This window comes from Pseudomonas mangiferae, from assembly GCF_007109405.1.
Classification (GTDB): domain Bacteria; phylum Pseudomonadota; class Gammaproteobacteria; order Pseudomonadales; family Pseudomonadaceae; genus Pseudomonas_T; species Pseudomonas_T mangiferae.
Genome location: NZ_VJOY01000003.1, coordinates 187857 through 209904, shown reverse-complemented (window position 1 = coordinate 209904; position 22048 = coordinate 187857). Strand labels below are relative to the sequence as shown.

Here is a 22048-nt window from a genome sequence, read left to right as displayed (position 1 = left end):
GGCTATTATAAGCCTCCCGCCCTCACGAGCCGCCGCCCATGCCCGACGTCCGCGCCGAGATCGTCATCACCTACTGCACCCAGTGCCAGTGGCTGCTGCGGGCCGCCTGGCTGGCCCAGGAACTGCTCAGCACCTTTGCCGACGACCTCGGGCGGGTGACCCTGGAGCCCGGGCGTGGCGGCGTTTTCCGCATCACCTGCGACGGCGAGCAGATCTGGGAGCGCAAGGCCGACGGCGGTTTCCCCGAGGCCAAGGTCCTCAAGCAGCGTGTCCGCGACCGCATCGACCCGGACCGGGACCTGGGTCATAACGACCGGTCCTGACCGGCTTCTTTCCCGACTGCCCGGACCGCTGTAGCTGCGCTGCGCAAGGCAGGGCGCTGCAGACAGTCCGGGCGACAAGGGCATCGCCTCGCGAGGGCTGGTCTTCCCCGTCATCCGTCGGCGCCAATCGCGGGCCAGGCCATTCGGCGAGAGGTGTTGTCACTCTGGCATTCTGCGTGCGGACGCGGTCGTTCCGACCGACGCGTGTAGCGCCTTTGTATCAACCCTGTCGCAGTCCTTTACCCAGCGCTTACCCGGTGCTGACAGCCAGGCCCCTGGCGGGCGGCGATAATGCGTGGGCGCAAGGTGGCTTGCGTGTCTCTCGAGGAGGTGTCGGATGTCTTCCCCCCTGATGCGCGCCGGCGTGGCCGGGCTGCTTTCCCTGGTTCTCGCCGCGCCGGCGTTCGCCGGCCCGCCGGGTCCCGGTGGGCCGGGAGGCCCGGGCTTCGGCGGCCCGGGGCCGCGGCACTTCGAACCCGGCCCGCGGTATGGCCATGGCCTGCCCGGGGCCGCCCGGGAAGTGTGGATCGGCAGCACTTTGTATTTCCTGGCCGCCGGCACCTATTACCTGTGGAGCGCGAACCAGCAGCAGTACGTGGTGGTCAGCCCGCCGCCGGCGGTGCAGACGGTGAGCCAGGGCAACTACGAGGTGATCGCCTACCCCTCTCGCGGGCAGCCCGCCGAGCTGCAGGCCCGGGATCGCTACGAATGCCACACCTGGGCGGTGGGCCAGAGCGGCTTCGACCCGGCTGCGGCCCAGGCTGCGCCCCCGGCCGGGGTCTCCGACCTGTATCGGCGCGCCCTGGGTGCCTGCCTGTCCGGGCGCGGCTACAGCATCAACTGAAAATGGACGGCCCCGGTCACGGGGCCATCATGCTCACGGTGCCGCCAGGGCCTGTTCGGTGGGCGCGGCCTTGGCGCGGCTGGACAGGACGATGGCGGCGATGATCAGTGCGCCGCCCAACAGCATGCGCAGCCCCGGCTTCTCATCGAACAGCCACCAGGCGAAGGCGATCCCATAGACCGGCTCCAGGGCGAACACCAGGGCGGCGGTACGGGCATTGAGCACGTGCAGGGCGGAAACGAACAGGCTGTGGGCGACACCCGTGCAGAACGCGCCCAGCAGGAACAGCCACAGCCAGTCCAGCGGGCGCAACGGCAGCAGGTCGCGCCAGGCGAACGGCAGCAGGCAGACGAGGATCGCCAGGTTCTGGCACAGCGCCGCCTGCATCGGGTTCAGGCCCTTCACCGTGGCGCGGTTGGCCAGGGTCAGCAGGGCGAACAGCAGCCCCGAGGTTACCGCCCAGAGCAGCCCGCCGGTGCCGCTGCTGGCGAGGTCGAAGTGGGGCGTCACCAGCACCAGGCCCAGGGTCACCAGGGCCACCAGGGACCACTCCCGGCCGTGAATGCGCTCACGGAACAGCAGCCCTTCCAGCAGCACGGTGAACGCCGGGAAGCTGGCGAAGCCCAAGGTGGCGATGGCCACGCCGGAGATCTTCACCGCGTGGAAGAACGTCAGCCAGTGGGCGCCCAGCAACAGGCCGCTGCCGGCGAGCCGCCACAGGCGATGGCGGTCGAGGGGCACCTGGCCCGCCCGGCGCCGGCAGAAGGGGATCAACGCCAGCACCGCGAACAGCGCGCGCCCCAGGACGATGGCCAGCGGGGCGGCCAGGGCCAGCTTGCCGAAGATGCCGCTGAGGCCGAAGGCGAGGGCGCCCAGGTGCAGCCCCAGTAACGCGCGACGGGTGTTCATGCCAGGCGCGCTCCGTTGGGCAGCGGACGGTCGAAGCCGGCCAGCACCACCTTGCCCTCGGCATCGTGGACGCCGGTGACCAGCACCTCCGAGCGCACGCCGGCGATGCGCTTCGGCGGGAAGTTGCAGACACAGAGCACTTGGCGCCCTACCAATTCGGTGGCGGTGTAGTGGGCGGTCAGTTGTGCACTGGAGATCTTTACGCCGCGCGTCCCCAGGTCGATCTCCAGCACGTAGGCCGGCTTCATGGCTTTTTCGTTGGGTCGCGCGCTGAGCACCGTGCCGACGCGCAGCTCGACCCGCAGGAAATCGTCCCACTCGATATCAGGGTTCATGGCACCTCCGAGGATCAGGCCGCCAGTGTGCCGCGCCGTGGCGCGCGCGTCTGTCGGCGGACTCGCGGCAATCGTCGCGTCACTCGCGGCGCAGTTGCCGGGGTGTGCGGCCGAAGGCCTTCACCAGCGCGGCGGTGAAGGCGCTCTGGGAGTGATAGCCGACCCGGGCAGCGACCTCGCCCACCGGCGCCGCGCTGGTGCGCAGCAGGTGCAGGCCGAGCCGCAGGCGCCGCTGGCGCACGTAGTCCATGGGCGTGCGCCCGGTCTCGGCGAGGAAGCGGGCGTGGAAGCGGGCGCTGGACAGGCCGCAGAGCCGCGCCAGGTCGGCCACCTGCAGCGGGTGGGCGGCGTGGGCGTCGATATGGGCGTCCAGCCGGGCCAGCGGCAGGCAGGCGCGTTCCACTTCCGGCTGCGCCACCAGGCTGGTCAACAGCAGTGCGGTCCCCTGGCGGGCGATCACCGGGTCCTGGACCGGGCTGGCGGCCAGCCATGCCACCAGCTGGCTCTGGAAGGCGTCCAGGCTCAGGGCGCCGGGCCGCTCCAGCACCCGTCGAGCGGCGTCCGCGTGGGGGCCGAGGGCGTCCCGCAGCCAGGCTTCGTCGGGCACGTCCACCACCAGGCAGCGGCTGCCGCCCGGGCTCGCGCAGGCATGGGAAAAGGTGCTGGGCACCACCGCCAGGGTCTGCCGCCAGACTTGGGCGCCCTGGCCGGCCACTTCGAACTCCAGGCAGCCGGAGAGCCCGAACACCAGTTGCGGATGGGGATGGCTGTGGACCAGCACGTCATGGTCGTACTGGCGCAGGCTGAGGATCGCGGACATCGGGCATCGCTCGCGGGAAGTCGCCGCAGTCTAGCAAGCCCAGGCCAGCGTGCGGCGACCATCCAGTGGGCGAAAAACGGTGCGACGGCTGCGGGAGCCTCTCCGTGTGGGGAAAGGTGACGGGATGGGTTACAGAATGACCTTGTCGCGCAGTTTCTCGGCGGCGGTCTGCAGGGCCTGGATCACCCGTTCCTTGTCGTAGTTCTGGATGCCGTTGGTGTCCAGGTACATGGAGAAGCCCGGCAGTTCGTGCTCCACGTAGCTGGAGGTGGCGCCCAGGTCGCGGCGGAAGTCCACCACCTGGTAGATCTGCACCGGCCGGGTGAAGCCCTTGACGGTGATCTGCCCCTTGTCGCGGCACATGATCACGTCCTTCACCATGGAATAGGTCTCGTGGGAGATCAGGATCTCGCCCGCCTCGGCCGCGCTTTCCAGGCGACTGGCGAGGTTCACTTCGCGACCGATGATGGTGTAGTCCATGCGCGTGTCGGCGCCGAAGTTGCCCACCGTGCAGTAGCCGGTGTTCAGGCCCATGCGGATCTCCAGGGGCTTGGTGATGCCCTGGGAACGCCACTGCTGGCGCAGCACCTTCATGTGCTTGCGCATGGCGATGGCCATGGACACCGCCAGCACCGCGTCCTTCTTGGCGCCCTGGGACGTGGGGTCGCCGAAGAACACCATCACGCTGTCGCCGACGAACTTGTCGATGGTGCCGCCGTACTTGAGGGCGATCTTCGACATTTCGTTAAGGTAGGTGTTGAGCAGGTCGGTGAGGGCCTCGGCCTCCAGCTCCTCGCTCATCTCGGTGAAGCCCTTGATGTCGGAGAAGAACACCGTGAGTTTCTTGCGCTGGGTCTCCAGGCGCACGCTCTTCTTGCCGCTGAAGATGGTCTCCCAGACCTGGGGCGACAGGTATTTGGCCAGGTTGCGGGCGAGCCGCGCGGCCTTTTCCTGCTCCCGGGTGATCTCGCCGCGGGCCTGGGCCAGGCGCAGCCCCTGCTGGTGCACGAAATAGGCGGTGATGCAGATGTACAGGGTGGTGAACAGGGCGCTCACCAGGGACACCAGGACCGGCGTGGCGGCGTTCAATTCGGGGCGGAAGATGACACTGGTGAGCACCAGGGCGCTGGCCGCCACCAGCAGGGCCATGCCCAGGTAGCGCAAGCCACCGATGATCAGTGCGCTGAACGCCAGCACCAGCAGGAACATCAGGGCGGGTACCACCGAGAAGCCCATCAGGACGGCGCCACCGCCGGCGTTGACGGCATCGATGAACAGCAGCACCAGGTGGGTCTGGCGGGCATGGTCGCGCTTGAAACGCAGGCTCAGGTGATGCGCCAGGTGCGGGTAGAGCAGGGAGTAGGGGACCATCCAGAGCAGGTCGTAGGAGAAGTGCTGGACGTAGGTGCCGGCCGCGATGGTGGCGGCGGTGGCGATATAGGCCAGGACCCGCGAGTAATATTCGCGCAGCAGCGGCATGGGCAGGCTGCTGGGACGCTCTGAAACGACTGACTTCATGGACGGTAAACGATCCCTGCTGAATGGACGCCGGAAACGCGCGACGTTGCAAGACCCGAGCCAAAACCCTGGCGGGGTGTGGGATCATAACCAAGCGTGGCGGCGCCCGCCAAGGACTGCCGTCCGGCGGCCGGCGGGCGCCGTCGGGTGCGTCAGAAGCGAATCCGGCCGGTGAAGGCGTCCTTGAGCATCACCCAGTCGCCCAGCAGGCTGTACAGCGGATACTGGAAGGTAGCCGGGCGGTTCTTCTCGAATACGAAGTGGCCGACCCAGGCGAAGCCGTAGCCGGCCACCGGCATGGCCAGCAGCCACAGCCACTGGCCGCTGACCAGGGCATAGGCGAGGATTCCCAGCACCAGCAGGCTGCCGGCGTAGTGCAGGCGGCGGCACACCGGGTGGCTGTGTTCTTCCAGGTAGTAGGGGTAGAAGTCGGCGAAGCGGGTGTAGCGCTCGGCGGTCGGCTGGCTCACGGGGCACCTCCTGCGGGTCGCCGCGCCCGGGCGGGTGCGGCTGTTCTTGTTTTTCGCAGTCTAGGCAGTCGCCGGCGGACCAGCAGTGACAATGAGTGCCAGTCTAGTATCCTTGCCGGCAGCCCGGGTTCCCGCCGGAACCCTCAGAACAAGAAGACGCCATGAGCGAACGTACCACGTCGTCGAGCTGGGCCCAGGGCATCGTCCAGGCGCTGGAAGCGGGCGGCGTCGACTGCCGGCCACTGTTCCACGAACTGGGCCTCGACTACGCCGCCCTGCAGGACCCCGATGCGCGGTTCCCCCAGGACGCCATGACCCGGCTGTGGACCCGCGCGGTGGCCCTCTCGGGCGACCCGGCCATCGGCCTGAACATGGCCAAGGTGGCCCGCCCGGCCTCCTTCCACGTGGTGGGCTACGCGCTGATGTCCAGCCGGACCCTCAGCGAGGGGTTCGCCCGCCTGGTGCGCTACCAGCGAATCATCGCCGAAGGCGCGGACCTGCGCTTCCACCCTGGCCTGGACGGCTACACCCTGAGCCTGACGATCCACGGCGACCGCCTGCCGCCCGCCCGGCAGAGCGCCGAAGCCTCCCTGGCCGCCGCCCTGGCGTTCTGCCGCTGGCTCACCGGACGGGACATCGCCCCGCAAGCGGTGCGCCTGCGGGGCGAGCCGCCGGCGGACCTCACGCCCTATCTACAGGTATTCGGCATCGCGCCCACGTTCGCGGCCGACGACTATGCCCTGGTGCTGTCCCGGGCCGACATGGAGCGGCCGTTGCCCACCGCCAACGCTGCCCTGGCGCACCTGCACGACCGCTTCGCCGGGGACTACCTGGCGCGCTTCGTCGGCAGCCGGGTCACTCACCAGACGCGCCAGGTGCTGTGCCGGCTGCTGCCCCAGGGCGAGCCTCGCCGCGAAACCGTGGCGAATGCGCTGCACCTGTCCCAGCGGACTTTGCAGCGGCGTCTGCAGGAGGAGGGCACCGGCTTCCAGCAGTTGCTGGACGATACCCGCCGCGAACTGGCCGAGCAGTATCTGGCGCAACCGGAGCTGACCCTGCTGGAGGTCGCCTACCTGCTGGGGTTCGCCGACCCGAGCAATTTCTTCCGCGCGTTCCGCCGCTGGTTCGGCGTCACCCCGGGCGAGTACCGCGCCCGCGGGTGAGCCGCGTCAGTGGCGCCAGAACGCCGGGGTCAGCACCACCAGCACGGTGATGATCTCCAGCCGGCCCAGCAGCATGCCCACCGAAAGCATCCACTTGGCCGCGTCCGGCAGGCTGGCGAAGTTGCCCGCCGGCCCGATGATGTGGCCCATGCCCGGGCCCACGCCGCACACCGTGCTGGCGGCGCCGGTGAGGGCGGTGATCCAGTCCAGGCCGGTGAGGGTCAGGCCCAGGGCGATGACCGCGATGGTGATGGTGAAGAAGAACGAGAAGGTGATGATCGAGCGGACGATCTCGTCGTCCAGGGGGTGGCCGTTGTACTGCTGCTTGATCACCGCCCGGGGGTGCACCAGTTGCTGCATGTTGGCCCGCAGCAGCACCCAGGCCACCTGGAAGCGAAAGATCTTCAGGCCGCCGGCGGTGGACCCGGAGCAGCCGCCGATGAAGCCCAGGTAGAAGAACAGCATGATCGAGAAGCTGCCCCAGAGGGTGTAGTCACCCAGGGCGAAGCCGGTGGTGGTGACCACCGAGGTGACGTTCACCGCGACGATGCGGATCGCGTCCGCCCAGGGCAGGTCGGCGTGCAGCCAGTACCAGGTGCCGAAGCCGAGCCAGGTGACCAGCAGAAGGCCCAGCAGGCCCCGGACCTGCTGGTCCCTCCACAAGGCCAGGCGGTGCCCGCGCAGGGTTGCCACGTAGAGGGTGAAGGGCAGGCTGCCGAGAATCATCATGACCACCGCGACCCAGTGCACCGCCGGCTGCGGCCACTTGGCCAGGGACAGGTCGGAGGTGGAGAAGCCGCCAGTAGAAATCGCCGACATGGCGTGGTTCACCGCATCGAACGCACTCATGCCGGCGCCCCAGAACCCCAGGCTGCCCAGCAGGGTGATGCTGACGTAGATCGCCAGGATGTACTTGGCGACCATGTGGGAGCGGGGCATGACCTTTTCCGACCAGTCGGAGGATTCGGTCTGGAACAGGCGCATGCCGCCGACCCGCAGCAGCGGCAGGATCGCCACCGCCATGCCGATGAAGCCGATGCCCCCCAGCCAGTGCAGCAGCGAGCGCCAGATGAGGATGCCCGGCGACATGCCGTCCAGGCCGCTGAGCACGGTGGCGCCGGTGGCGGTCACCCCGGACATGCTCTCGAAGAAGGCGTCGGTGTAGCTGATGTGTTGGATCAGCAGCAGCGGCAGGGCGGCGAAGCAGCAGACCGCCATCCAGCTCACGGTGGTGAGGAAATACATGTCCCGCGGCCGCAGGTGCACGTGGGCGGGGCGCCCGGGCAGCACCAGGGCGAGGCCGGTGACCAGGGTGATCAGGCTGGCGGCGAGGAAGGAATGCAGGTCGTCGCTGCGGTCGTAGACCAGCAGGGTCAGCATGGGCACGAGCATGCTGATGGCCAGGGTGATGAGGAAGATGCCGATGATGAAGCCGATGATGCGCAGGGTCGGCAAGGCCATGGGTAATCCGGTCTGGACGGACGAAGGGCGCCATTCTACCCGTGGCGCCCCGGCTGTAAACCGCGGCCCGGCCATCGGCGCTCCCGCCCCGGAGCGGCTAGAATGCCGGCTCGTTCGTTTTCGGAGAGAGTCGATGGAAGCCCTCGATGCCTTGCTCAACCGTGTATCCACCGCCCGCCTGAGTGACCCGGCGCCGACCGCGGCCCAGCGCGACGTGCTGTTCCGTGCGGCGTTGCGCGCGCCCGACCATGGCCAGCTGCGCCCCTGGCGCTTCCTCACCGTCGAGGGCGAGGCGCGGCAGCGCCTGGGTACCCTGTTCGCCGAGACCCTGCAGGCGAAGCAGACGGAGCCGCGCCCCGAGGCTCTCGACAAGGCCCTGGCCATGCCGTTGCGGGCGCCGTTGCTGGTAGTGGTGGTCGCGCGCCTGCAGGATCACCCGAAGGTGCCTCGGGACGAGCAGTTGCTGGCGGCGGGCTGCGCTGCCCACGGCCTGATCCAGGCCGCCTTCGCCCAAGGCCTGGGGGCCATCTGGCGCACCGGTGATTTTTCCTACGACCGCCACGTGGCGGCTGGCCTGGGCCTGGCCGATGACGAGCGGATCATCGGGTTCATCTACCTCGGCCAGGTGGAGGGTGCCTTCCGCACACCGCCCGCCCTGGCTCCCGAGGATTTCGTGTCCGCCTGGGGCTGAGCCTCAGCGCCGCCAGCCGGTGCCGGTGGCGGCGGATTCCACCAGGCTGGGTGCCAGGGGAAGGTCCAGAGTAGCGACGAAGCCGCCCTCCGCATGGTTGGCCAGGGACAGGCTGCCGCCATGGCGTTCCACCGCGCGTCGTGCGATGGCCAGGCCGAGGCCATGGCCGCTGGCATTCTGCCCGGGAGCCCGGAAGAACGGTTCGCCCAGGTGCTCCAGGTGCTCTTCCGCGACCCCGGGACCGTGGTCGCGCACGCTCAGCCGCAGGCGCTGGTCCTCACTTCGGGCCTGCACCTCGATGGGCTGGCCCGGCGGATTGAAGCGCGCGGCGTTGCGCAGCAGGTTGTCCACCGCCCGCTCCAGCATGTCCGGCCAGCCGAACACGCTGGCACCAGGCTCGATGTCGACGGCGATGGTCTGTTCCGGGTGGCTGAGGCGAGCGTCTTCCCGCAATTTGTTCAGCAGCGGCAGCAGCTCGATCCGGTGCGAGGTGCCCGGCTCGGCATCGAGGCGGGCCAGGGCGAGGATCTCGCTGATCAAGGCTTCCAGGCGGTCGCATTCCTGGGTCAGGCGCGGCCACAGGCGCTCCCGTTCCTCGGCGCCGGCCCGTTCCACCAGGGCCAGGGCGATGCGCAGGCGGGCCAGGGGCGAGCGCAATTCGTGGGAAACGTCCCGCAGCAGCTGCCGCTGGCTGCCGATCAGCCCTTGCAGACGCTGGCCCATGCGGTTGAAGTCTTTCGCCAGCACCCCCAGCTCGTCGCCCCGGCGAGCCAGCCGCGCCAGGCTTTCCTGCTGGTACACGGTGTGGCCCAGGTCGTGCACTGCACTGCGCAGGCGATTCAGCGGGCGGGTGATGGATAGAGTAAGCAGCAGGCTGAACAGGGTGAGCACCACCAGGGCGATGACTAAGGCGCTCATGGGCCAGAGCAGGCTGCTGCGGCGCCAGGCATCCAGTTCCGGGTAGGGCAGGCGATAGATGAACAGATAGGTGTTGCCACTGGGACTGGTGTATTCCTCGGTGAGGCGTCGCCAGGGTGGCGGGCGGTCACCCCGGTCCCTGAAGAAGCCCGGCACGCTGCCGAAGGTTTGCCGCATCAATGGGGCATAGTTGATGTCGAGGATCTGTACGTCCAGGTGATAGAGGCGTTTGCGCCTCTCCAGCTGTTCCTGGGCGCCTCGGTAGTCGCCGGCTTCATAGATCCGGGCCCAGGTGGTCGCCAGGTCGGCGATGGCGGGGTGCCGGGCGATGATCCAGGAGTCTTGGTTCGCCGCATGGCCCAGGAGCAGCGACAGGCCCGCCACCAGGGCGATGGCCAGCCAGAAACTGGCGAAGACCCGCCAGAACAATGAGCGCACGGCATTTCCTCTCACATGCGACGACCCCGCTGGGGATTCAGCCCGGCGGGGTCGCGACGACGTTACGGTGGCGATATCAGCGATCGAGCTGACTCACTTTCTGGGCTTTCCAGGCCTGGAATTCCTTCCATTCCTCGCGTCGATCGGCCTGGCGTTTCTGATTCTCGGCGAAGCGCTTCTGCTGTTCGGGAGTCAGCTTCGCCTGGATGGCCGCGTCGGTCTTGTCCTTGCTGGCCTTGATCTCGTTTTCCATCGCCTGCCGGTCCGCGGCGGGCAGCTTGTCGAGGTAGCGTTCGGTGATCTCCCGGCGGCTCTTCATCTGCTCGGCCATCAGGATACCGACTTCGCGGCGTTGATCACGGTTCAGGTCCAGGTCGCCGAGGATCTGCATCCCACCGAAGTCACGGCCGGGCGGGCCGCCCATGGGACCATGATTGGGGCCTGCCAGCGCCAGGCCGGGCAAGGCGACCGCGAACAACAGGGCAGAAAGGGTCTTCTTCATGATTCATCCTCGTCGATCCCGGCCGGTTGCCGGATGAGCCCAGTCTAGGGACGCTTCGGTCAAGCGCGGTCAGGCGAGGGTAAAGGCAGGGTAAAGGGGCGTCTCAGGGGGCGTAGTAGTAGCCGCGGCTGCGCAGCGCGACGATGCGCGGACGGCCGTCGGCGTGGCTGCCCAGCTTCTTGCGCAGGTTGCTCACGTGCATGTCCAGGCTGCGGTCGTAGAGGGTCAGCTTGCGGCCCAGGGCCAGTTGCGCCAGCTCCTGCTTTTCCACCGGCTCGCCGGGATGGGTCAGCAGCGCTTCCAGCAGGCGGCCCTCGGACACCGTCAGGGCGATTTCCTGGTTGGCCACTACGGCCACGCCGCGCAGGGGGCTGTAGCAGAGGTCGCCCAGTTCCAACTGGCTAGAGGGCGCCACCGGCTGGGTGCGGCGCAGCACGGCGCGCAGGCGTGCGGTCAGTTCCCGCGGGTCGCAGGGCTTGGCCAGGTAGTCGTCGGCCCCCAGTTCCAGGCCGAGGATGCGGTCCAGCGGCTCACCGCGGGCGGACAGCATCACCACCGGCAGGTCGGGATGATCGCCCCGCAATTGCTTGAGCAATTCCAGGCCGCTGCCATCCGGCAGCATCACATCCAGCACCACCGCGGCGGGTGTCATGTCCGCCAGCGCCTGCCGGGCCGCCTGGCCGTCATGGCAGGCGCGTACGTCGAACCCTTCCTGGGTCAGCCAGGTGCCGAGCAGCTCGCACAGCTCTTGGTCGTCGTCGATCAACAGTAATTCGCTCATGACGTCCTCTGACGACAGGGGGCTCCGTCCGGAGCCGGTGAACGACGAGGGCGTCCGGCCCTCAGGGCAACACTTTCTTGAACGGCTTGACCAACACGGTTCCGTAGACCCCGGCATCGCGGTACGGGTCGGCGTCGGCCCAGGCGGTGGCCGCGTCGAGGGACTCGAACTCGGCGATCACCAGGCTACCGGTGAAGCCCGCGTCGCCCGGCTCGTTGCTGTCCACCGCGGGATGCGGGCCGGCCAGCACCAGGCGGCCTTCGTTCTTCAGCTGTTCGAGGCGCGCCAGGTGCGCCGGCCGGGCCGCCAGGCGCTTGTCCAGGGAGCCCAGCACATCGGTGGCGATGATCGCGTACAGCATGGGGAATCCTCACTCGTTGCGGTTTTCGGGCTCGGCGTCGTGCAGGTGGCGCGCCAGGAAAACGCCCTGGCCCAGCAGGAACAGCACCGTGAGGCCGAGGCTGCCGAAGACCTTGAAGTCGACCCAGAAGGCCGGGAAGGTGAAGGCGACGAACAGGTTGGCCGAGCCGCAGACCAGGAAGAACAGCACCCAGGCCAGGTTCAGTCGCGCCCAGGTGGCGGCCGGTAGGGTGACGGCGTGGCCCATGATGCGCTCGATGAGCGGCTTCTCGCCGATGAAATGGCTGGCGGCGAAGGCCAGGGCGAACAGCCAGTTGATCACCGGGGCCTTCCATTTCAGGAAGGTTTCGCTGTGGAATATCAGGGTCATCCCGCCGAAGAGCAGGCAACCCGCCAGGGTCAGCCACTGGCCTTTCTCCAGGCGCCGCTGCAGCAGCAGGATGGTGCCGTAGACTACCACCGAGGCGGCGATCAGCACCGCGGTGGCGCTGAATATGCCGCCCAGAGTGAAGGCATGACCCGCCAGTTCGACGGTGCGGGGCTCCAGTTTGTAGACGATGAAGAACAGGATCAGCGGGATGAAATCGATGAGTTGTTTCACTGTAGCGGCCGCGGGCGGGATGTAGCCGGCATAATAACAAACCCGCTTGCGCGGGGAACGCCGATCGGCGCCGAGTTTCAACAAGGTATGATGCCCCGTTCGCCCGGTCCTGGGGCGAGGAAGAGAAGCGCGATCCATGCACGTCGACCTGCACTGTCACAGCACCGCCTCCGATGGCGCCCTGATGCCCGCGGCGCTGGTGGCGCGCGCCCGTGAGCGGGGCGTCGAGGTGCTGGCGCTGACCGACCACGACACCCTGGACGGCCTCGACGAGGCCCGCGCCAGCGCCCGCGAGCTGGGGGTGCGGCTGATCGACGGGGTCGAGCTGTCCTGCACTTGGGGCGGTGCCACCATCCACGTGCTGGGCTACGCCTTCGATCCGGCCGCGCCGTCTCTGCATGAGGCCCTGGATGCGCTGCACCGCGGTCGCTGGGAGCGGGCCGAGGAAATCGACCGGCGCCTGGCCGCCAAGGGCATGCCCGGCGCCTTCGACGGCGCACGGGCGGTGCAGCAGGAACTGGGCGGCGGCCACAACGCCCCGGCGCGGCCCCACTTCGCCGAGTACCTGGTGCGGGCCGGCTATGCCGTCGATCGCGCCGAGGCGTTCCGCAAGTGGCTGGGCTCCGGCAAGCTGGGCGACGTCAAGCAGCACTGGCCCGAGCTGCACGACGCGGTGAGGACCCTGGTGGAGGCCCGCGCCTGGGTCAGCCTGGCGCATCCCTGGCACTACGCGTTCACCCGTAGCAAGCGCCGGCGCCTGGTCACCGATTTCCTCGCTGCCGGTGGCCATGCCCTGGAGGTGGTCAACGGCCTGCAGCCGGCCGAACAGGTCGGCGGTCTTGCCATCCTTGCCCGGGAGTTCGGCCTGATGGCCAGCGCCGGCAGCGATTTCCACGCACCGGGCGACTGGTCCGAACTTGGCATGTACCGCCCGCTGCCCGACGATCTGCCGCCGTTGTGGGCACGCTTCGCCGATGAACACGTGTCCGCCTGAACGGGAGGGTCCCATGAGCCAGTTCTTCCAGCTCCACCCGGAAAACCCCCAGCCGCGGCTGATCCGCCAGGCGGTGGAGATCATCCGGGCCGGGGGCGTCATCGTCTATCCCACCGACTCGTCCTACGCCGTGGGCTGCCGGATCGGCGAGAAATCCGCGGTGGAACGCATCCGCCGCCTGCGCCGGCTGGATGACAAGCACAATTTCACCCTGGTGTGCTGCGACCTGTCCCAACTGGGCATCTTCGCCAAGGTGGGCACCGGTGCGTTCCGCCTGCTCAAGGCCCATACACCCGGCCCCTACACTTTCATCCTCGACGCCACCCGGGAAGTGCCGCGCATGCTGCTGCACCCCAAGCGCCGCACCATCGGCCTGCGGGTGCCCGGCCATGCCATCGCCCAGGCGCTGCTGGCGGAACTGGGCGAGCCACTGATGAGCGCCACGCTGATCCTGCCTGGCGAGACCCTGCCCATGAGCGATCCCTACGACATGCGCCAGGCCCTGGAGCACCAGGTGGACCTGATCATCGACGGCGGCCACGGCGGCCTCGAGGCGTCCACCGTGATCAACCTGGCCGAGGGCGACCCCCAGGTGGTGCGGGTGGGCTGCGGCGACCCGACGCCGTTCCTGGCGGGCTGACAGCGTGGCCGAGGACGTCCGCATCCCCGAGCAGCAGGAACTGCCCTTCGCCCTGGTCTACGGCCAGGCGGTCACCCAGCTGCCGATGGACCTGTACATCCCGCCGGATGCCCTGGAAGTCTTCCTCGAAGCCTTCGAGGGACCGCTGGACCTGCTGCTCTACCTGATCCGCAAGCAGAACATCGACATCCTCGACATCCCGGTGGCCGAGATCACCCGGCAGTACATGGGCTACGTCGAGCTGATGAAGTCGGTGCGCCTGGAACTGGCCGCCGAATACCTGGTGATGGCCGCCATGCTCGCCGAAATCAAGTCGCGGATGCTCCTGCCGCGCTCCAGCGAGGCGGAGGTGGAAGAAGAAGACCCCCGCGCCGAGCTGATCCGTCGCCTGCAGGAATACGAGCGCTACAAGGCCGCCGCCGAAGGGCTGGATGGCCTGCCGCGGGTCGGCCGGGACATCCTGGTGCCCAGCGTCGCCGCACCGGATGCCCGGGCGCGCAAGCTGCAGCCGGACGTCAGCCTGGACGAGCTGCTGGTATCCATGGCCGAGGTGCTGCGGCGGGCCGACATGTTCGAGAGCCACCAGGTCACCCGCGAGGCGCTCTCGACCCGGGAGCGCATGAGCCAGGTGCTGGAGCGTTTGCGTGGCGGCGCCTTCGTGCCGTTCGTCGCGCTGTTCGCCGCGGAGGAAGGCCGCCTCGGGGTGGTGGTGACCTTCATGGCGGTATTGGAGCTGGTCAAGGAGTCCCTGGTGGAGCTGGTGCAGAACGAACCCTTCGCGCCCATTCACGTCCGGGCCCGGGTCGAACAGCCATGAACCTGTCCGAGCCGAAGGAACTGGCCGCGCTGCTGGAGGCGTTTCTCCTGGCGGCGGGGCGGCCCATGCCCCTGGAACGCCTGGGCGAGCTGTTCGAGGAGAACGAGCGGCCTTCCCCGGCGCAGTTCAAGGCAGCGCTGGACGTATTGCGCAAGTCCTGCGACAAGCGCGCCTTCGAGCTCAAAGAGGTGGCGTCGGGCTACCGTCTGCAGATTCGCGAGCGTTTCTCGCCCTGGGTCGGGCGCCTCTGGGAGGAGCGGCCCCAGCGCTATTCCCGCGCGCTGCTGGAGACCCTGGCGCTGATCGCCTACCGTCAACCCATCACCCGTGGCGAGATCGAGGATATCCGTGGCGTCGCGGTGAACAGCCAGATCGTCAAGACCCTGCAGGAGCGCGAGTGGATTCGGGTAGTGGGCTATCGGGACGTGCCGGGCCGCCCGGCGATGCTCGCCACCACCAAGGCCTTCCTCGACCACTTCAACCTGAAGAGCCTGGAGAACCTGCCGCCGCTGGCTGCCCTGCGCGAACTGGAGCCCGAACCGGTACTTGGCCTGGACGACGACCTGCCGGTCCCGCCCGACTTGCAGGCCCGGGCGGATGCCGAGGGGCAGGCCGAGCCCCAGGCACCCGCCGAGGCGCGGGAAGAAACCAGCTTCCGCAGCCTGCTGGCCGAGCTGGACGGCATGGAACTGGGGCTCAAGACCGATTTCGACGACCTGGCCGACGCCGTGGTCGAGACCGAGGTGCCGGCAGTCGACGGGACGGAGACTGAGGTGTCGAGCGCCGCATCGGCGGCCACCGGATTGCCGGCCGCCGGATCGCCGGGCGCCGATGCATCAGCCGTCGAGACGTCAGCTACAGGCGAGCCGGACGAGACCCTTCACTGACGCACGGTGCGAATCAACCCGCGCCGCGGCACTCACAACAGAACCAGGTCGAATCGTCCGTCGTCGGAGGCCGTGTGAAGAGTCCCTGCATCAAGGTCTGTGAGTTCGAGCGGGACGTCTGCGTCGGCTGCGGTCGTCGCAAAGACGAGGTGAAGGCCTGGAAGAAACTGGACAAGGCGGAACAACGGGCGGTGCTGGCCGAGGCCGCTTTGCGCCTGCTGGCGCTGGAGGCCACCGGCCGGCGCCGGCAACGCTGAGCGGCGGTGCGGACCGGTTCCGATGGGCGTATGATGCGCGCCCCTTGGCGCGGCTGCCGCGACGCTCCGCCGCCCGCGATGCCGGACGTCCGGCGCCGCCACGTGACGACACACCGGGAGGTGCCCTGATGAGTGATACCGAATACAGCCCCGCCGGGGAAAAGCTGCAGAAAGTCCTGGCGCGCCTGGGACTGGCCTCGCGCCGCGACATCGAGGCCTGGATCGGCGCCGGCCGGGTGATGGTCAACGGCGTGGTCGCCAGCCTCGGCCAGCGGGTCGACAGCCGCGACGCCATCAGCGTCGACGGGCGCCTGCTGCGTCGGGAAGAAGCCGCCCCGGTGCGCCGTGTCCTGATCTACAACAAGCCGGACGGCGAGATCTGCACCCGCGACGACCCCGAGGGTCGGCCCACCGTGTTCGACCGCCTGCCGCGTCCCAGCGAGGGGCGCTGGATCAACATCGGCCGCCTGGACATCAACACCACCGGGCTGTTGCTGTTCACCACCGACGGCGAGCTGGCCAACCGGCTGATGCACCCCTCCTACGAGATGGACCGGGAGTACGCCGTGCGTGTGCGCGGCGAGGTGACCGAGGAAATCATCGAGAACCTGAAGACCGGGGTGATGCTGGAAGACGGTCCGGCCAAGTTCACCGACATCCAGGAAGCCCCGGGGGGCGAGGGGTTCAACCACTGGTACCATTGCGTGGTGATGGAAGGCCGCAACCGCGAAGTGCGTCGCCTGTGGGAATCCCAGGGTCTGGTGGTCAGCCGCCTGAAGCGCGTGCGTTTCGGCCCGGTGTTCCTCACGTCGGACCTGACCATGGGGCGCTGGCGCGAAATGGGCCAGGGCGAGGTGGATATCCTCAGCGCCGAGGTGGGGCTCAAGCCGGTGGCGCTGCCGGAGATGAAGGGCAAGCTGCGGGAGAAGCTCGACCGCCTGCAGCGCAAGTCCGCCAAGCCCGTGGGGCGTGGCGAACGCCCGCCCCGCACCACCCGCGAACCGGGTAGCGAAGGGGCCGGCAGTCGCCCGGCACGGTCGCCCCGCTCCGATGAGGGTGCGCGCCCGGCCCGGCCGCCGCGTCGCCAGGACGGCGAGGCACCGAAAGGCCGCGCGCCCCGTGACGACAAGGCCCAGCGCCCGGTGCGAGCGCCCGCCGCCCGTGGCGAGTCGAAGGGAACGCCGGTCGCCGAGCGGCCCCGCGACGTCAACAAGAAGCGTCCGGCCAAGCCTCAGGCGCGTCCGGCGGTAGAGCTGGCCGAGCGTCCGGCCCGCAAGCCGCGCACGCCGACCGCCAGCAAGCGTCCGCCGGCGGGTGATGGTCAGCGTCCCGGCTTCGGGCGCAAGCGCTAGCCGCGACCGCTGGCAGCCTCGGGTCCCTCCCGGCAGGCAGTGACATGAAAAAGGCCGGACGATCGTCCGGCCTTTTTCATGGGCGTCGGTGTAGCGCGGTCAGCCAGCGAACGCCAGCCGGTTGCGGCCTTCGCGCTTGGCGTTGTACAGCGCATTGTCGGCGCGCCGCAGGAGGCTTTCCACGGTCTCGCCGGGGGCCAGGGTCGCGCAGCCCAGGCTGATGGACAGGTGGATGGCCTGGCCTTCCACCAGGTGCTGCAGGGCTTCCACCGCCTGGCGCAGGCGTTCGCCGATCATCGCCGCCGCCTCCTGCCCGGTTCCGGACAGCAGCACCAGGAATTCCTCGCCGCCGTAGCGGAACACCAGGTCGATGTTGCGCAGGTCGGCCTTGAGGGTGGTGGCGATGGCCTTCAGCACCTCGTCGCCGACCCCATGACCGAAGCGGTCGTTGATCGACTTGAAGTGGTCGATGTCCAGCATCAGCACCGACAGCGGTTCCAGGGTGCGCCGGGCCCTGTCGGCCTCGCGTTGCAACGCCTGGTCCATGGCGATCCGGTTGCCGGTGTCGGTCAGCGGGTCGCGCAGGGCGCTGCGCAATGCGGCGCGGTAGAGCAGGGCGTTGCGCAGAGGAAACAGCAGGCAGGCCATCAGGGATTCCAGCTGGCCCAGTTCCTGGTCGTCGAAACGCCGGCCACGGCGGAACACCACCTCCCCCAGGTACTCGCCCTCGTGGCTCAGGCGATAGCTGGCGGAGTGGCTGGCGGACACGCCGAATTCCAGGCGCAGGTCGCTGCCGGCGTTCCGGTAGGCCAGCGTGTCCAGCGGCACCAGGCGCCGGACTTCCTGAAAAAACAGGGTGAGGATGCGGTCGGCTTCCAGGCTGGTCTGCAGCTGCAGGGTGAGCTGGCGCCGCAGGTCCGCCAGGCTGAGGGCCCGCAGCGGGCCGGGCTGCTGGGCCGAGGAGAAGCCGAGCCGCCGCAGCTTGGCGGCATCGAAATCGATGGTGTTGCTTTGATGCGGCGGGACCATGGGGGCTCGACCTCTGAGCGAACGGAACGCTGGAGGCAGAGCGAAAACCATGCCAGGCCAGAAGCCACCTGAATAGTGCTTTCGAATCAGGGGGTTAGAAAATACGTCATGCGCTGGCCGGCCAGTCGGCGCCGGTGGCTTGGCGGTCCGGGCAAGGTTTTGCCGGTCCGACCGCCCGCCCGCGTCGGAAGACAGGCGGCCCGTGGCGGGTCACTGGGCGTCGAACGCCTGGCCGTTCACGCCGGCGCTGTCCGGCCCCATCAGGTACAGGTACACCGGCATGATGGCCTCGGGCAGCGGATTGGTGGCCGGGTTCTCGGCCGGGTAGGCCTGGGCGCGCATGCCAGTACGGGTGGCGCCGGGGTTGACGCTGTTGGCGCGCACCGGGGCGACGTCGTCCAGTTCGTCGGCGAGCACCTGCATCAGGCCCTCGGTGGCGAACTTGGAGACCGCGTAGGCGCCCCAGTAGGCCCGGCCCTTGCGGCCGACGCTGCTGGAGGTGAACACCACGGAGGCATCGCTGGACAGCTTGAGCAGTGGCAGCAGCGTGCTGGTGAGCATGTACATGGCGTTCACGTTGATGTGCATCACGCGCATGAAGTTCTCCCCCGACAGCTGCTCGAGAGGGGTGCGCGGGCCGAGGATCGAGGCGTTGTGCAGCACGCCGTCCAGGCGGCCGAACTCGTTCTCCAGGTGCGCGGCCAGCTCGTCGTACTGGTGCGGCAGGGCGGTCTCCAGGTTGAACGGGATCACCATGGGCGTCGGGTGGCCGGCGGCCTCGATGGCATCGTAGACCTCGTTGAGGTATTCCTCGGTCTTGCCCAGCAGCAGCACGGTGGCGCCATGGGCGGCGAAGGTGCGGGCGGCAGCGGCGCCGATGCCGCGACCGGCGCCGGTGACGAGGATCACCCGGCCGGCGAGCAGGTCGGGGCGGGCGGTGTAGTCGAACATGAAGGTAGCGCTCCTACGGAAAAGCGGGGGCCGGATCGCGGGCCAGCCGGGGTGAACGAGAAGAGGGGGTCAGCAGCCGCACAGCGCCCGGTCGAGCACCGCACGCAGCTCGCTGGGGTGATCCACCACCGCATCCGCGCCCCAGGAGCGCGGGTTGTCCTCGGGGTGGATGTAGCCATAGCCCACCGCCACGGTCCGGGTGCCGGCGGCACGGCCGGACTCGATGTCGCGCAGGTCGTCGCCGATGAACAGGACGCTGGCTGGTTCCACCCCGAGGCGTTCGCAGGCCAGCAGCAGCGGTTCGGGGTCGGGCTTGCTGCGGCTCACGTGGTCCGGGCAGATGAGCACCCTGGAGCGCTCGGCGAGGCCCAGGCGCTGCATGATGGGTTCGGCGTAGCGCACCGGCTTGTTGGTCACCACGCCCCACAGCAGGCGGGCGTGCTCGATGTCGTCCAGCAGCGCCTCGATGCCCTCGTAGGGGCGGGTCAGCTCGGCGCAGTGGTCCTGGTAGCGCTCGAGGAACTCCAGGCGCAGGACCTCGAAGGCCGGGTCGAACGGGTCCACCTCGAAGGCGTTGATCACCATCGCCCGGGCGCCGCCGGACACTACGTCGCGCACCCGCTGCGGGTCCACCGGCGCCAGGCCGCGGGCGGCGCGCATCTGCTGGATCACTGCGACGAAGTCCGGCGCGCTGTCCAGCAGCGTGCCATCCATGTCGAAAAGAACCGCTTTCAGCCGCATCGTCATGCCTCGCGCCGGGTCTGGATCATGTAGTTGACGTCCACATCGCGTTCCAGCCGGTAGCGCCGCGTCAGGGGGTTGTAGGTCAGGCCGATGATGTCTTCCACCTTCAGGCCGGCCTCCCGGCACCAGCCGCCCAGTTCGGAGGGGCGGATGAATTTCTTGAAGTCGTGGGTGCCGCGGGGCAGCAGGCGCAGCAGGTACTCGGCGCCGAGGATGGCCAGCAGGTAGGACTTGGGGTTGCGGTTGAGGGTGGAGAAGAACACCTGGCCGCCGGGCTTGACCAGGGCCTGGCAGGCGCGGATCACCGAGGCCGGGTCGGGCACGTGCTCCAGCATCTCCAGGCAGGTGACCACGTCGAAGGCGCCGGGCTGTTCCGCGGCCATCGCCTCCGCGGTGATCTGCCGGTACTCCACCGGAACGCCGGTTTCCAGCTGGTGCAGGCGGGCCACCGAAAGGGGCGCCTCGCCCATGTCGATGCCGATGACCGTGGCGCCGCGTACCGCCATCGCTTCGCTGAGGATGCCGCCGCCGCAGCCCACGTCCAGCACCCGCTTGCCGGCCAGGCCGACGCGCTGGTCGATCCAGTTGACCCGCAGCGGGTTGATGTCGTGAAGGGGCTTGAACTCGCTCTCGCGATCCCACCAGCGGTGGGCCAGGGCCTCGAATTTGGCGATTTCGGCGTGGTCGACGTTGCTCATGTGTATCCCTTGAAAGCGATGGCGGCGGGGCGAAGGGCCTATGGTGCCAGCTTCGCGAGCGCCCGAGGACGCCCGCCGGTTGTCAGTTTGTCGCAGCGTGCGACGCGGCGGATCAGCGCTGGCCGATGCGCTCGCCCCAGGCGCGGGCCTCGGCAGCGATGTGGTCGCCGTCCAGGCGCGTCAGCTGGCGGTCCTCCAGGAGCGGCTTGCCGGCCACCCAGACGTGCCTCACGCAGTCGCGCCCGCTGGCGTAGATCAGCTGCGAGACCGGGTCGTAGACCGGTTGCTGGGCCAGGCCGGTCAGGTCGAAGGCCACCAGGTCGGCCGCCTTGCCCACTTCCAGGCTGCCGATCCGCGACTCCAGGCCCAGGGCCCGGGCGCCGTTGAGGGTCGCCATGCGCAGCGCCCGGTGGGCGTCCAGTGCGGTCGCCGACCCGGCCACCGCCTTGGCCAGCAACGCCGCGGTGCGGGTCTCGCCCAGCAGGTCGAGGTCGTTGTTGCTGGCGGCCCCGTCGGTGCCCACCGCGACATTGACGCCGGCCTGCCAGAGCCGTTCCACCGGGCAGAAGCCACTGGCCAGCTTGAGGTTGGATTCCGGGCAGTGGATCACGCTGGTGTTGCTCTCCACCAGCATCTCCAGGTCGGCATCGTCCACCTGGGTCATGTGCACCGCCTGGAAACGCGGCCCCAGCAGCCCCAGGCGGGCGAGGCGCGCCAGGGGCCGCTCGCCGTTCAGCTCCAGGCCGCGGGCCACCTCGGAAGCGGTCTCGTGGACATGCATGTGGACACCGGCGTCCAGCTGGTCGGCGAACACCCGGATGTTCTCCAGCTTGTCGTCGCTGACCGTGTAGGGGGCGTGAGGGCCGAACGCCACGGTGATCCGCGGGTGCTGCTTGAGGTCGTCGAACAGGGCCAGGCCCTTGCGCAGGGCCTCGTCACTGTCACGGGCGCCGGGTACCGGGAAATCCAGCACCGGGATGGTGATCTGCGCGCGTACGCCGCTGCGGTGCACCCGTTCGCTGGCGATTTCGGGGAAGAAATACATGTCGGAGAAGCAGGTAATGCCGCCCAGCACCTGCTCGGCGATGGCCAGATCGGTGCCGTCACGGACGAAGGCCTCGTCGACCCACTTCGATTCCGCCGGCCAGATGTGCTGCTGCAGCCAGTTCATCAGCGGCAGGTCGTCGGCCAGCCCGCGGAACAGCGTCATGGCGGCATGGCCGTGGGCGTTCACCAGGCCCGGCGCCAGGAGCATGCCCGGCAGCTCGCGGACCTCCTTGGCGGTCTGGCGCAGGGCCACGTCCCGCGGCGCCAGCAGCACGATGCAGCCGTCGCGGACCCCCAGGGCGTGCTCGCGCAGCACCACGCCCGCGGGTTCGACCGGGACCAGCCAGGTGGGAAGCAGGATCAGGTCGAGGGGGGCGTCGGGCATGGTGGGGTTCCACGTTCAGGGGTAACCGGCAAGTGTATATGAGGAATGCGATGGGCTAGAAGCCGAGGCCCGCTTCGCCGCGACGGGTTGCGTCGCCGGGTGGCGTCTAGCGT

The 22048-nt window shown here is 68.9% G+C and carries 26 protein-coding genes; 10 read left to right on the top strand and 16 right to left on the bottom strand.

Annotated features, from left to right (window positions below; all coding sequences use genetic code 11):
* The first annotated feature begins 38 nt into the window (after window positions 1–38).
* The gene (locus FM069_RS05310) at window positions 39–323 is read left to right on the top strand and encodes a SelT/SelW/SelH family protein (protein ID WP_143487245.1); all 285 of its coding nucleotides are present in this window, start codon (window positions 39–41) and stop codon (window positions 321–323) included.
* Window positions 324–660: 337 nt separating this feature from the next.
* On the top strand, window positions 661–1167 hold the full coding sequence (locus FM069_RS05305; protein WP_143487244.1) for a hypothetical protein: 507 nt from the start codon (window positions 661–663) through the stop codon (window positions 1165–1167).
* A 33-nt stretch (window positions 1168–1200) separates the two neighbouring features.
* Here FM069_RS05305 and FM069_RS05300 read toward each other — a convergent pair whose 3' ends face one another.
* The 5 genes from FM069_RS05300 to FM069_RS05280 form a co-directional block, all read right to left on the bottom strand.
* Complete coding sequence (locus tag FM069_RS05300) at window positions 1201–2076, bottom strand: DMT family transporter (RefSeq protein ID WP_143487243.1); 876 nt, start codon at window positions 2074–2076, stop codon at window positions 1201–1203.
* On the bottom strand, window positions 2073–2411 hold the full coding sequence (locus FM069_RS05295; RefSeq protein WP_143487242.1) for a tRNA-binding protein: 339 nt from the start codon (window positions 2409–2411) through the stop codon (window positions 2073–2075). Before FM069_RS05295 ends, FM069_RS05300 begins: the two co-directional genes overlap by 4 nt.
* 79 nt (window positions 2412–2490) lie before the next feature.
* On the bottom strand, window positions 2491–3231 hold the full coding sequence (locus FM069_RS05290; RefSeq protein ID WP_143487241.1) for an AraC family transcriptional regulator: 741 nt from the start codon (window positions 3229–3231) through the stop codon (window positions 2491–2493).
* A 129-nt stretch (window positions 3232–3360) separates the two neighbouring features.
* A complete protein-coding gene (locus FM069_RS05285; RefSeq protein WP_143487240.1) occupies window positions 3361–4749 on the bottom strand; it encodes an adenylate/guanylate cyclase domain-containing protein in 1389 nt (462 codons plus the stop codon).
* Window positions 4750–4901: 152 nt separating this feature from the next.
* Window positions 4902–5219, bottom strand: coding sequence for an Mpo1-like protein (locus FM069_RS05280; RefSeq protein WP_143487239.1), 318 nt, complete (start codon window positions 5217–5219; stop codon window positions 4902–4904).
* 161 nt (window positions 5220–5380) lie between these two features.
* On the opposite strand from FM069_RS05280, the gene FM069_RS05275 reads away from it, so the two are divergent.
* The gene (locus FM069_RS05275) at window positions 5381–6382 is read left to right on the top strand and encodes an AraC family transcriptional regulator (protein ID WP_143487238.1); all 1002 of its coding nucleotides are present in this window, start codon (window positions 5381–5383) and stop codon (window positions 6380–6382) included.
* 6 nt (window positions 6383–6388) lie between these two features.
* Here the strand turns inward: FM069_RS05275 and FM069_RS05270 are convergent, their stop codons facing one another.
* Window positions 6389–7843: a TrkH family potassium uptake protein gene (locus tag FM069_RS05270; protein ID WP_143487237.1), complete on the bottom strand. Its 1455-nt coding sequence runs from the start codon at window positions 7841–7843 to the stop codon at window positions 6389–6391.
* A 133-nt stretch (window positions 7844–7976) separates the two neighbouring features.
* Between FM069_RS05270 and FM069_RS05265 the strand changes: the two genes are divergently transcribed.
* On the top strand, window positions 7977–8534 hold the full coding sequence (locus FM069_RS05265) for a nitroreductase family protein (RefSeq protein ID WP_143487236.1): 558 nt from the start codon (window positions 7977–7979) through the stop codon (window positions 8532–8534).
* A 3-nt stretch (window positions 8535–8537) separates the two neighbouring features.
* On the opposite strand, the gene FM069_RS05260 is transcribed toward FM069_RS05265, so the two are convergent.
* The 5 genes from FM069_RS05260 to FM069_RS05240 all read right to left on the bottom strand — a co-directional run bounded on the left by FM069_RS05260 (window position 8538) and on the right by FM069_RS05240 (window position 12134).
* The gene (locus FM069_RS05260) at window positions 8538–9890 is read right to left on the bottom strand and encodes a sensor histidine kinase (protein ID WP_143487235.1); all 1353 of its coding nucleotides are present in this window, start codon (window positions 9888–9890) and stop codon (window positions 8538–8540) included.
* Window positions 9891–9966: 76 nt separating this feature from the next.
* Window positions 9967–10392: an LTXXQ domain protein gene (locus FM069_RS05255; RefSeq protein ID WP_143487234.1), complete on the bottom strand. Its 426-nt coding sequence runs from the start codon at window positions 10390–10392 to the stop codon at window positions 9967–9969.
* Window positions 10393–10495: 103 nt separating this feature from the next.
* Entirely contained in the window at window positions 10496–11173 is a 678-nt protein-coding gene (locus FM069_RS05250) for a response regulator transcription factor (RefSeq protein WP_143487233.1), read from the bottom strand.
* A gap of 61 nt (window positions 11174–11234) precedes the next feature.
* The gene (locus FM069_RS05245) at window positions 11235–11534 is read right to left on the bottom strand and encodes a YciI family protein (protein WP_143487232.1); all 300 of its coding nucleotides are present in this window, start codon (window positions 11532–11534) and stop codon (window positions 11235–11237) included.
* Window positions 11535–11543: 9 nt separating this feature from the next.
* A complete protein-coding gene (locus FM069_RS05240; protein ID WP_143487231.1) occupies window positions 11544–12134 on the bottom strand; it encodes a septation protein A in 591 nt (196 codons plus the stop codon).
* A 136-nt stretch (window positions 12135–12270) separates the two neighbouring features.
* Between FM069_RS05240 and FM069_RS05235 the strand changes: the two genes are divergently transcribed.
* The 6 genes from FM069_RS05235 to rluB all read left to right on the top strand — a co-directional run bounded on the left by FM069_RS05235 (window position 12271) and on the right by rluB (window position 17081).
* The gene (locus tag FM069_RS05235) at window positions 12271–13128 is read left to right on the top strand and encodes a PHP domain-containing protein (RefSeq protein WP_143487230.1); all 858 of its coding nucleotides are present in this window, start codon (window positions 12271–12273) and stop codon (window positions 13126–13128) included.
* A gap of 13 nt (window positions 13129–13141) precedes the next feature.
* Window positions 13142–13768, top strand: coding sequence for an L-threonylcarbamoyladenylate synthase (locus FM069_RS05230; protein ID WP_143487229.1), 627 nt, complete (start codon window positions 13142–13144; stop codon window positions 13766–13768).
* A gap of 112 nt (window positions 13769–13880) precedes the next feature.
* Window positions 13881–14585 (top strand): segregation and condensation protein A, encoded by a 705-nt coding sequence (locus FM069_RS05225; RefSeq protein ID WP_178106676.1) that lies wholly within the window; start codon window positions 13881–13883, stop codon window positions 14583–14585.
* A complete protein-coding gene (gene scpB / locus FM069_RS05220; protein WP_143487227.1) occupies window positions 14582–15472 on the top strand; it encodes an SMC-Scp complex subunit ScpB in 891 nt (296 codons plus the stop codon). The genes FM069_RS05225 and scpB overlap by 4 nt, the downstream gene beginning before the upstream one ends.
* 74 nt (window positions 15473–15546) lie before the next feature.
* On the top strand, window positions 15547–15729 hold the full coding sequence (locus tag FM069_RS05215; protein WP_143487226.1) for a DUF1289 domain-containing protein: 183 nt from the start codon (window positions 15547–15549) through the stop codon (window positions 15727–15729).
* A 128-nt stretch (window positions 15730–15857) separates the two neighbouring features.
* Window positions 15858–17081: a 23S rRNA pseudouridine(2605) synthase RluB gene (rluB, locus tag FM069_RS05210; RefSeq protein WP_143487225.1), complete on the top strand. Its 1224-nt coding sequence runs from the start codon at window positions 15858–15860 to the stop codon at window positions 17079–17081.
* A 99-nt stretch (window positions 17082–17180) separates the two neighbouring features.
* Here the strand turns inward: rluB and FM069_RS05205 are convergent, their stop codons facing one another.
* From FM069_RS05205 to FM069_RS05185, 5 genes are all read right to left on the bottom strand, one after another.
* On the bottom strand, window positions 17181–18110 hold the full coding sequence (locus FM069_RS05205) for a GGDEF domain-containing protein (protein WP_143487224.1): 930 nt from the start codon (window positions 18108–18110) through the stop codon (window positions 17181–17183).
* Window positions 18111–18320: 210 nt separating this feature from the next.
* The gene (locus FM069_RS05200; RefSeq protein WP_143487223.1) at window positions 18321–19061 is read right to left on the bottom strand and encodes a YciK family oxidoreductase; all 741 of its coding nucleotides are present in this window, start codon (window positions 19059–19061) and stop codon (window positions 18321–18323) included.
* A gap of 69 nt (window positions 19062–19130) precedes the next feature.
* The gene (mupP, locus tag FM069_RS05195; RefSeq protein ID WP_143487413.1) at window positions 19131–19802 is read right to left on the bottom strand and encodes an N-acetylmuramic acid 6-phosphate phosphatase MupP; all 672 of its coding nucleotides are present in this window, start codon (window positions 19800–19802) and stop codon (window positions 19131–19133) included.
* Between the two features lie 2 nt (window positions 19803–19804).
* Window positions 19805–20503 carry a bifunctional 2-polyprenyl-6-hydroxyphenol methylase/3-demethylubiquinol 3-O-methyltransferase UbiG gene (gene ubiG, locus FM069_RS05190; RefSeq protein WP_143487222.1) on the bottom strand — a complete coding sequence of 233 codons (699 nt, stop codon included), beginning with the start codon at window positions 20501–20503 and terminating at the stop codon, window positions 19805–19807.
* A 112-nt stretch (window positions 20504–20615) separates the two neighbouring features.
* On the bottom strand, window positions 20616–21935 hold the full coding sequence (locus tag FM069_RS05185) for a TRZ/ATZ family hydrolase (RefSeq protein ID WP_143487221.1): 1320 nt from the start codon (window positions 21933–21935) through the stop codon (window positions 20616–20618).
* Between the last annotated feature and the right edge of the window lie 113 nt (window positions 21936–22048).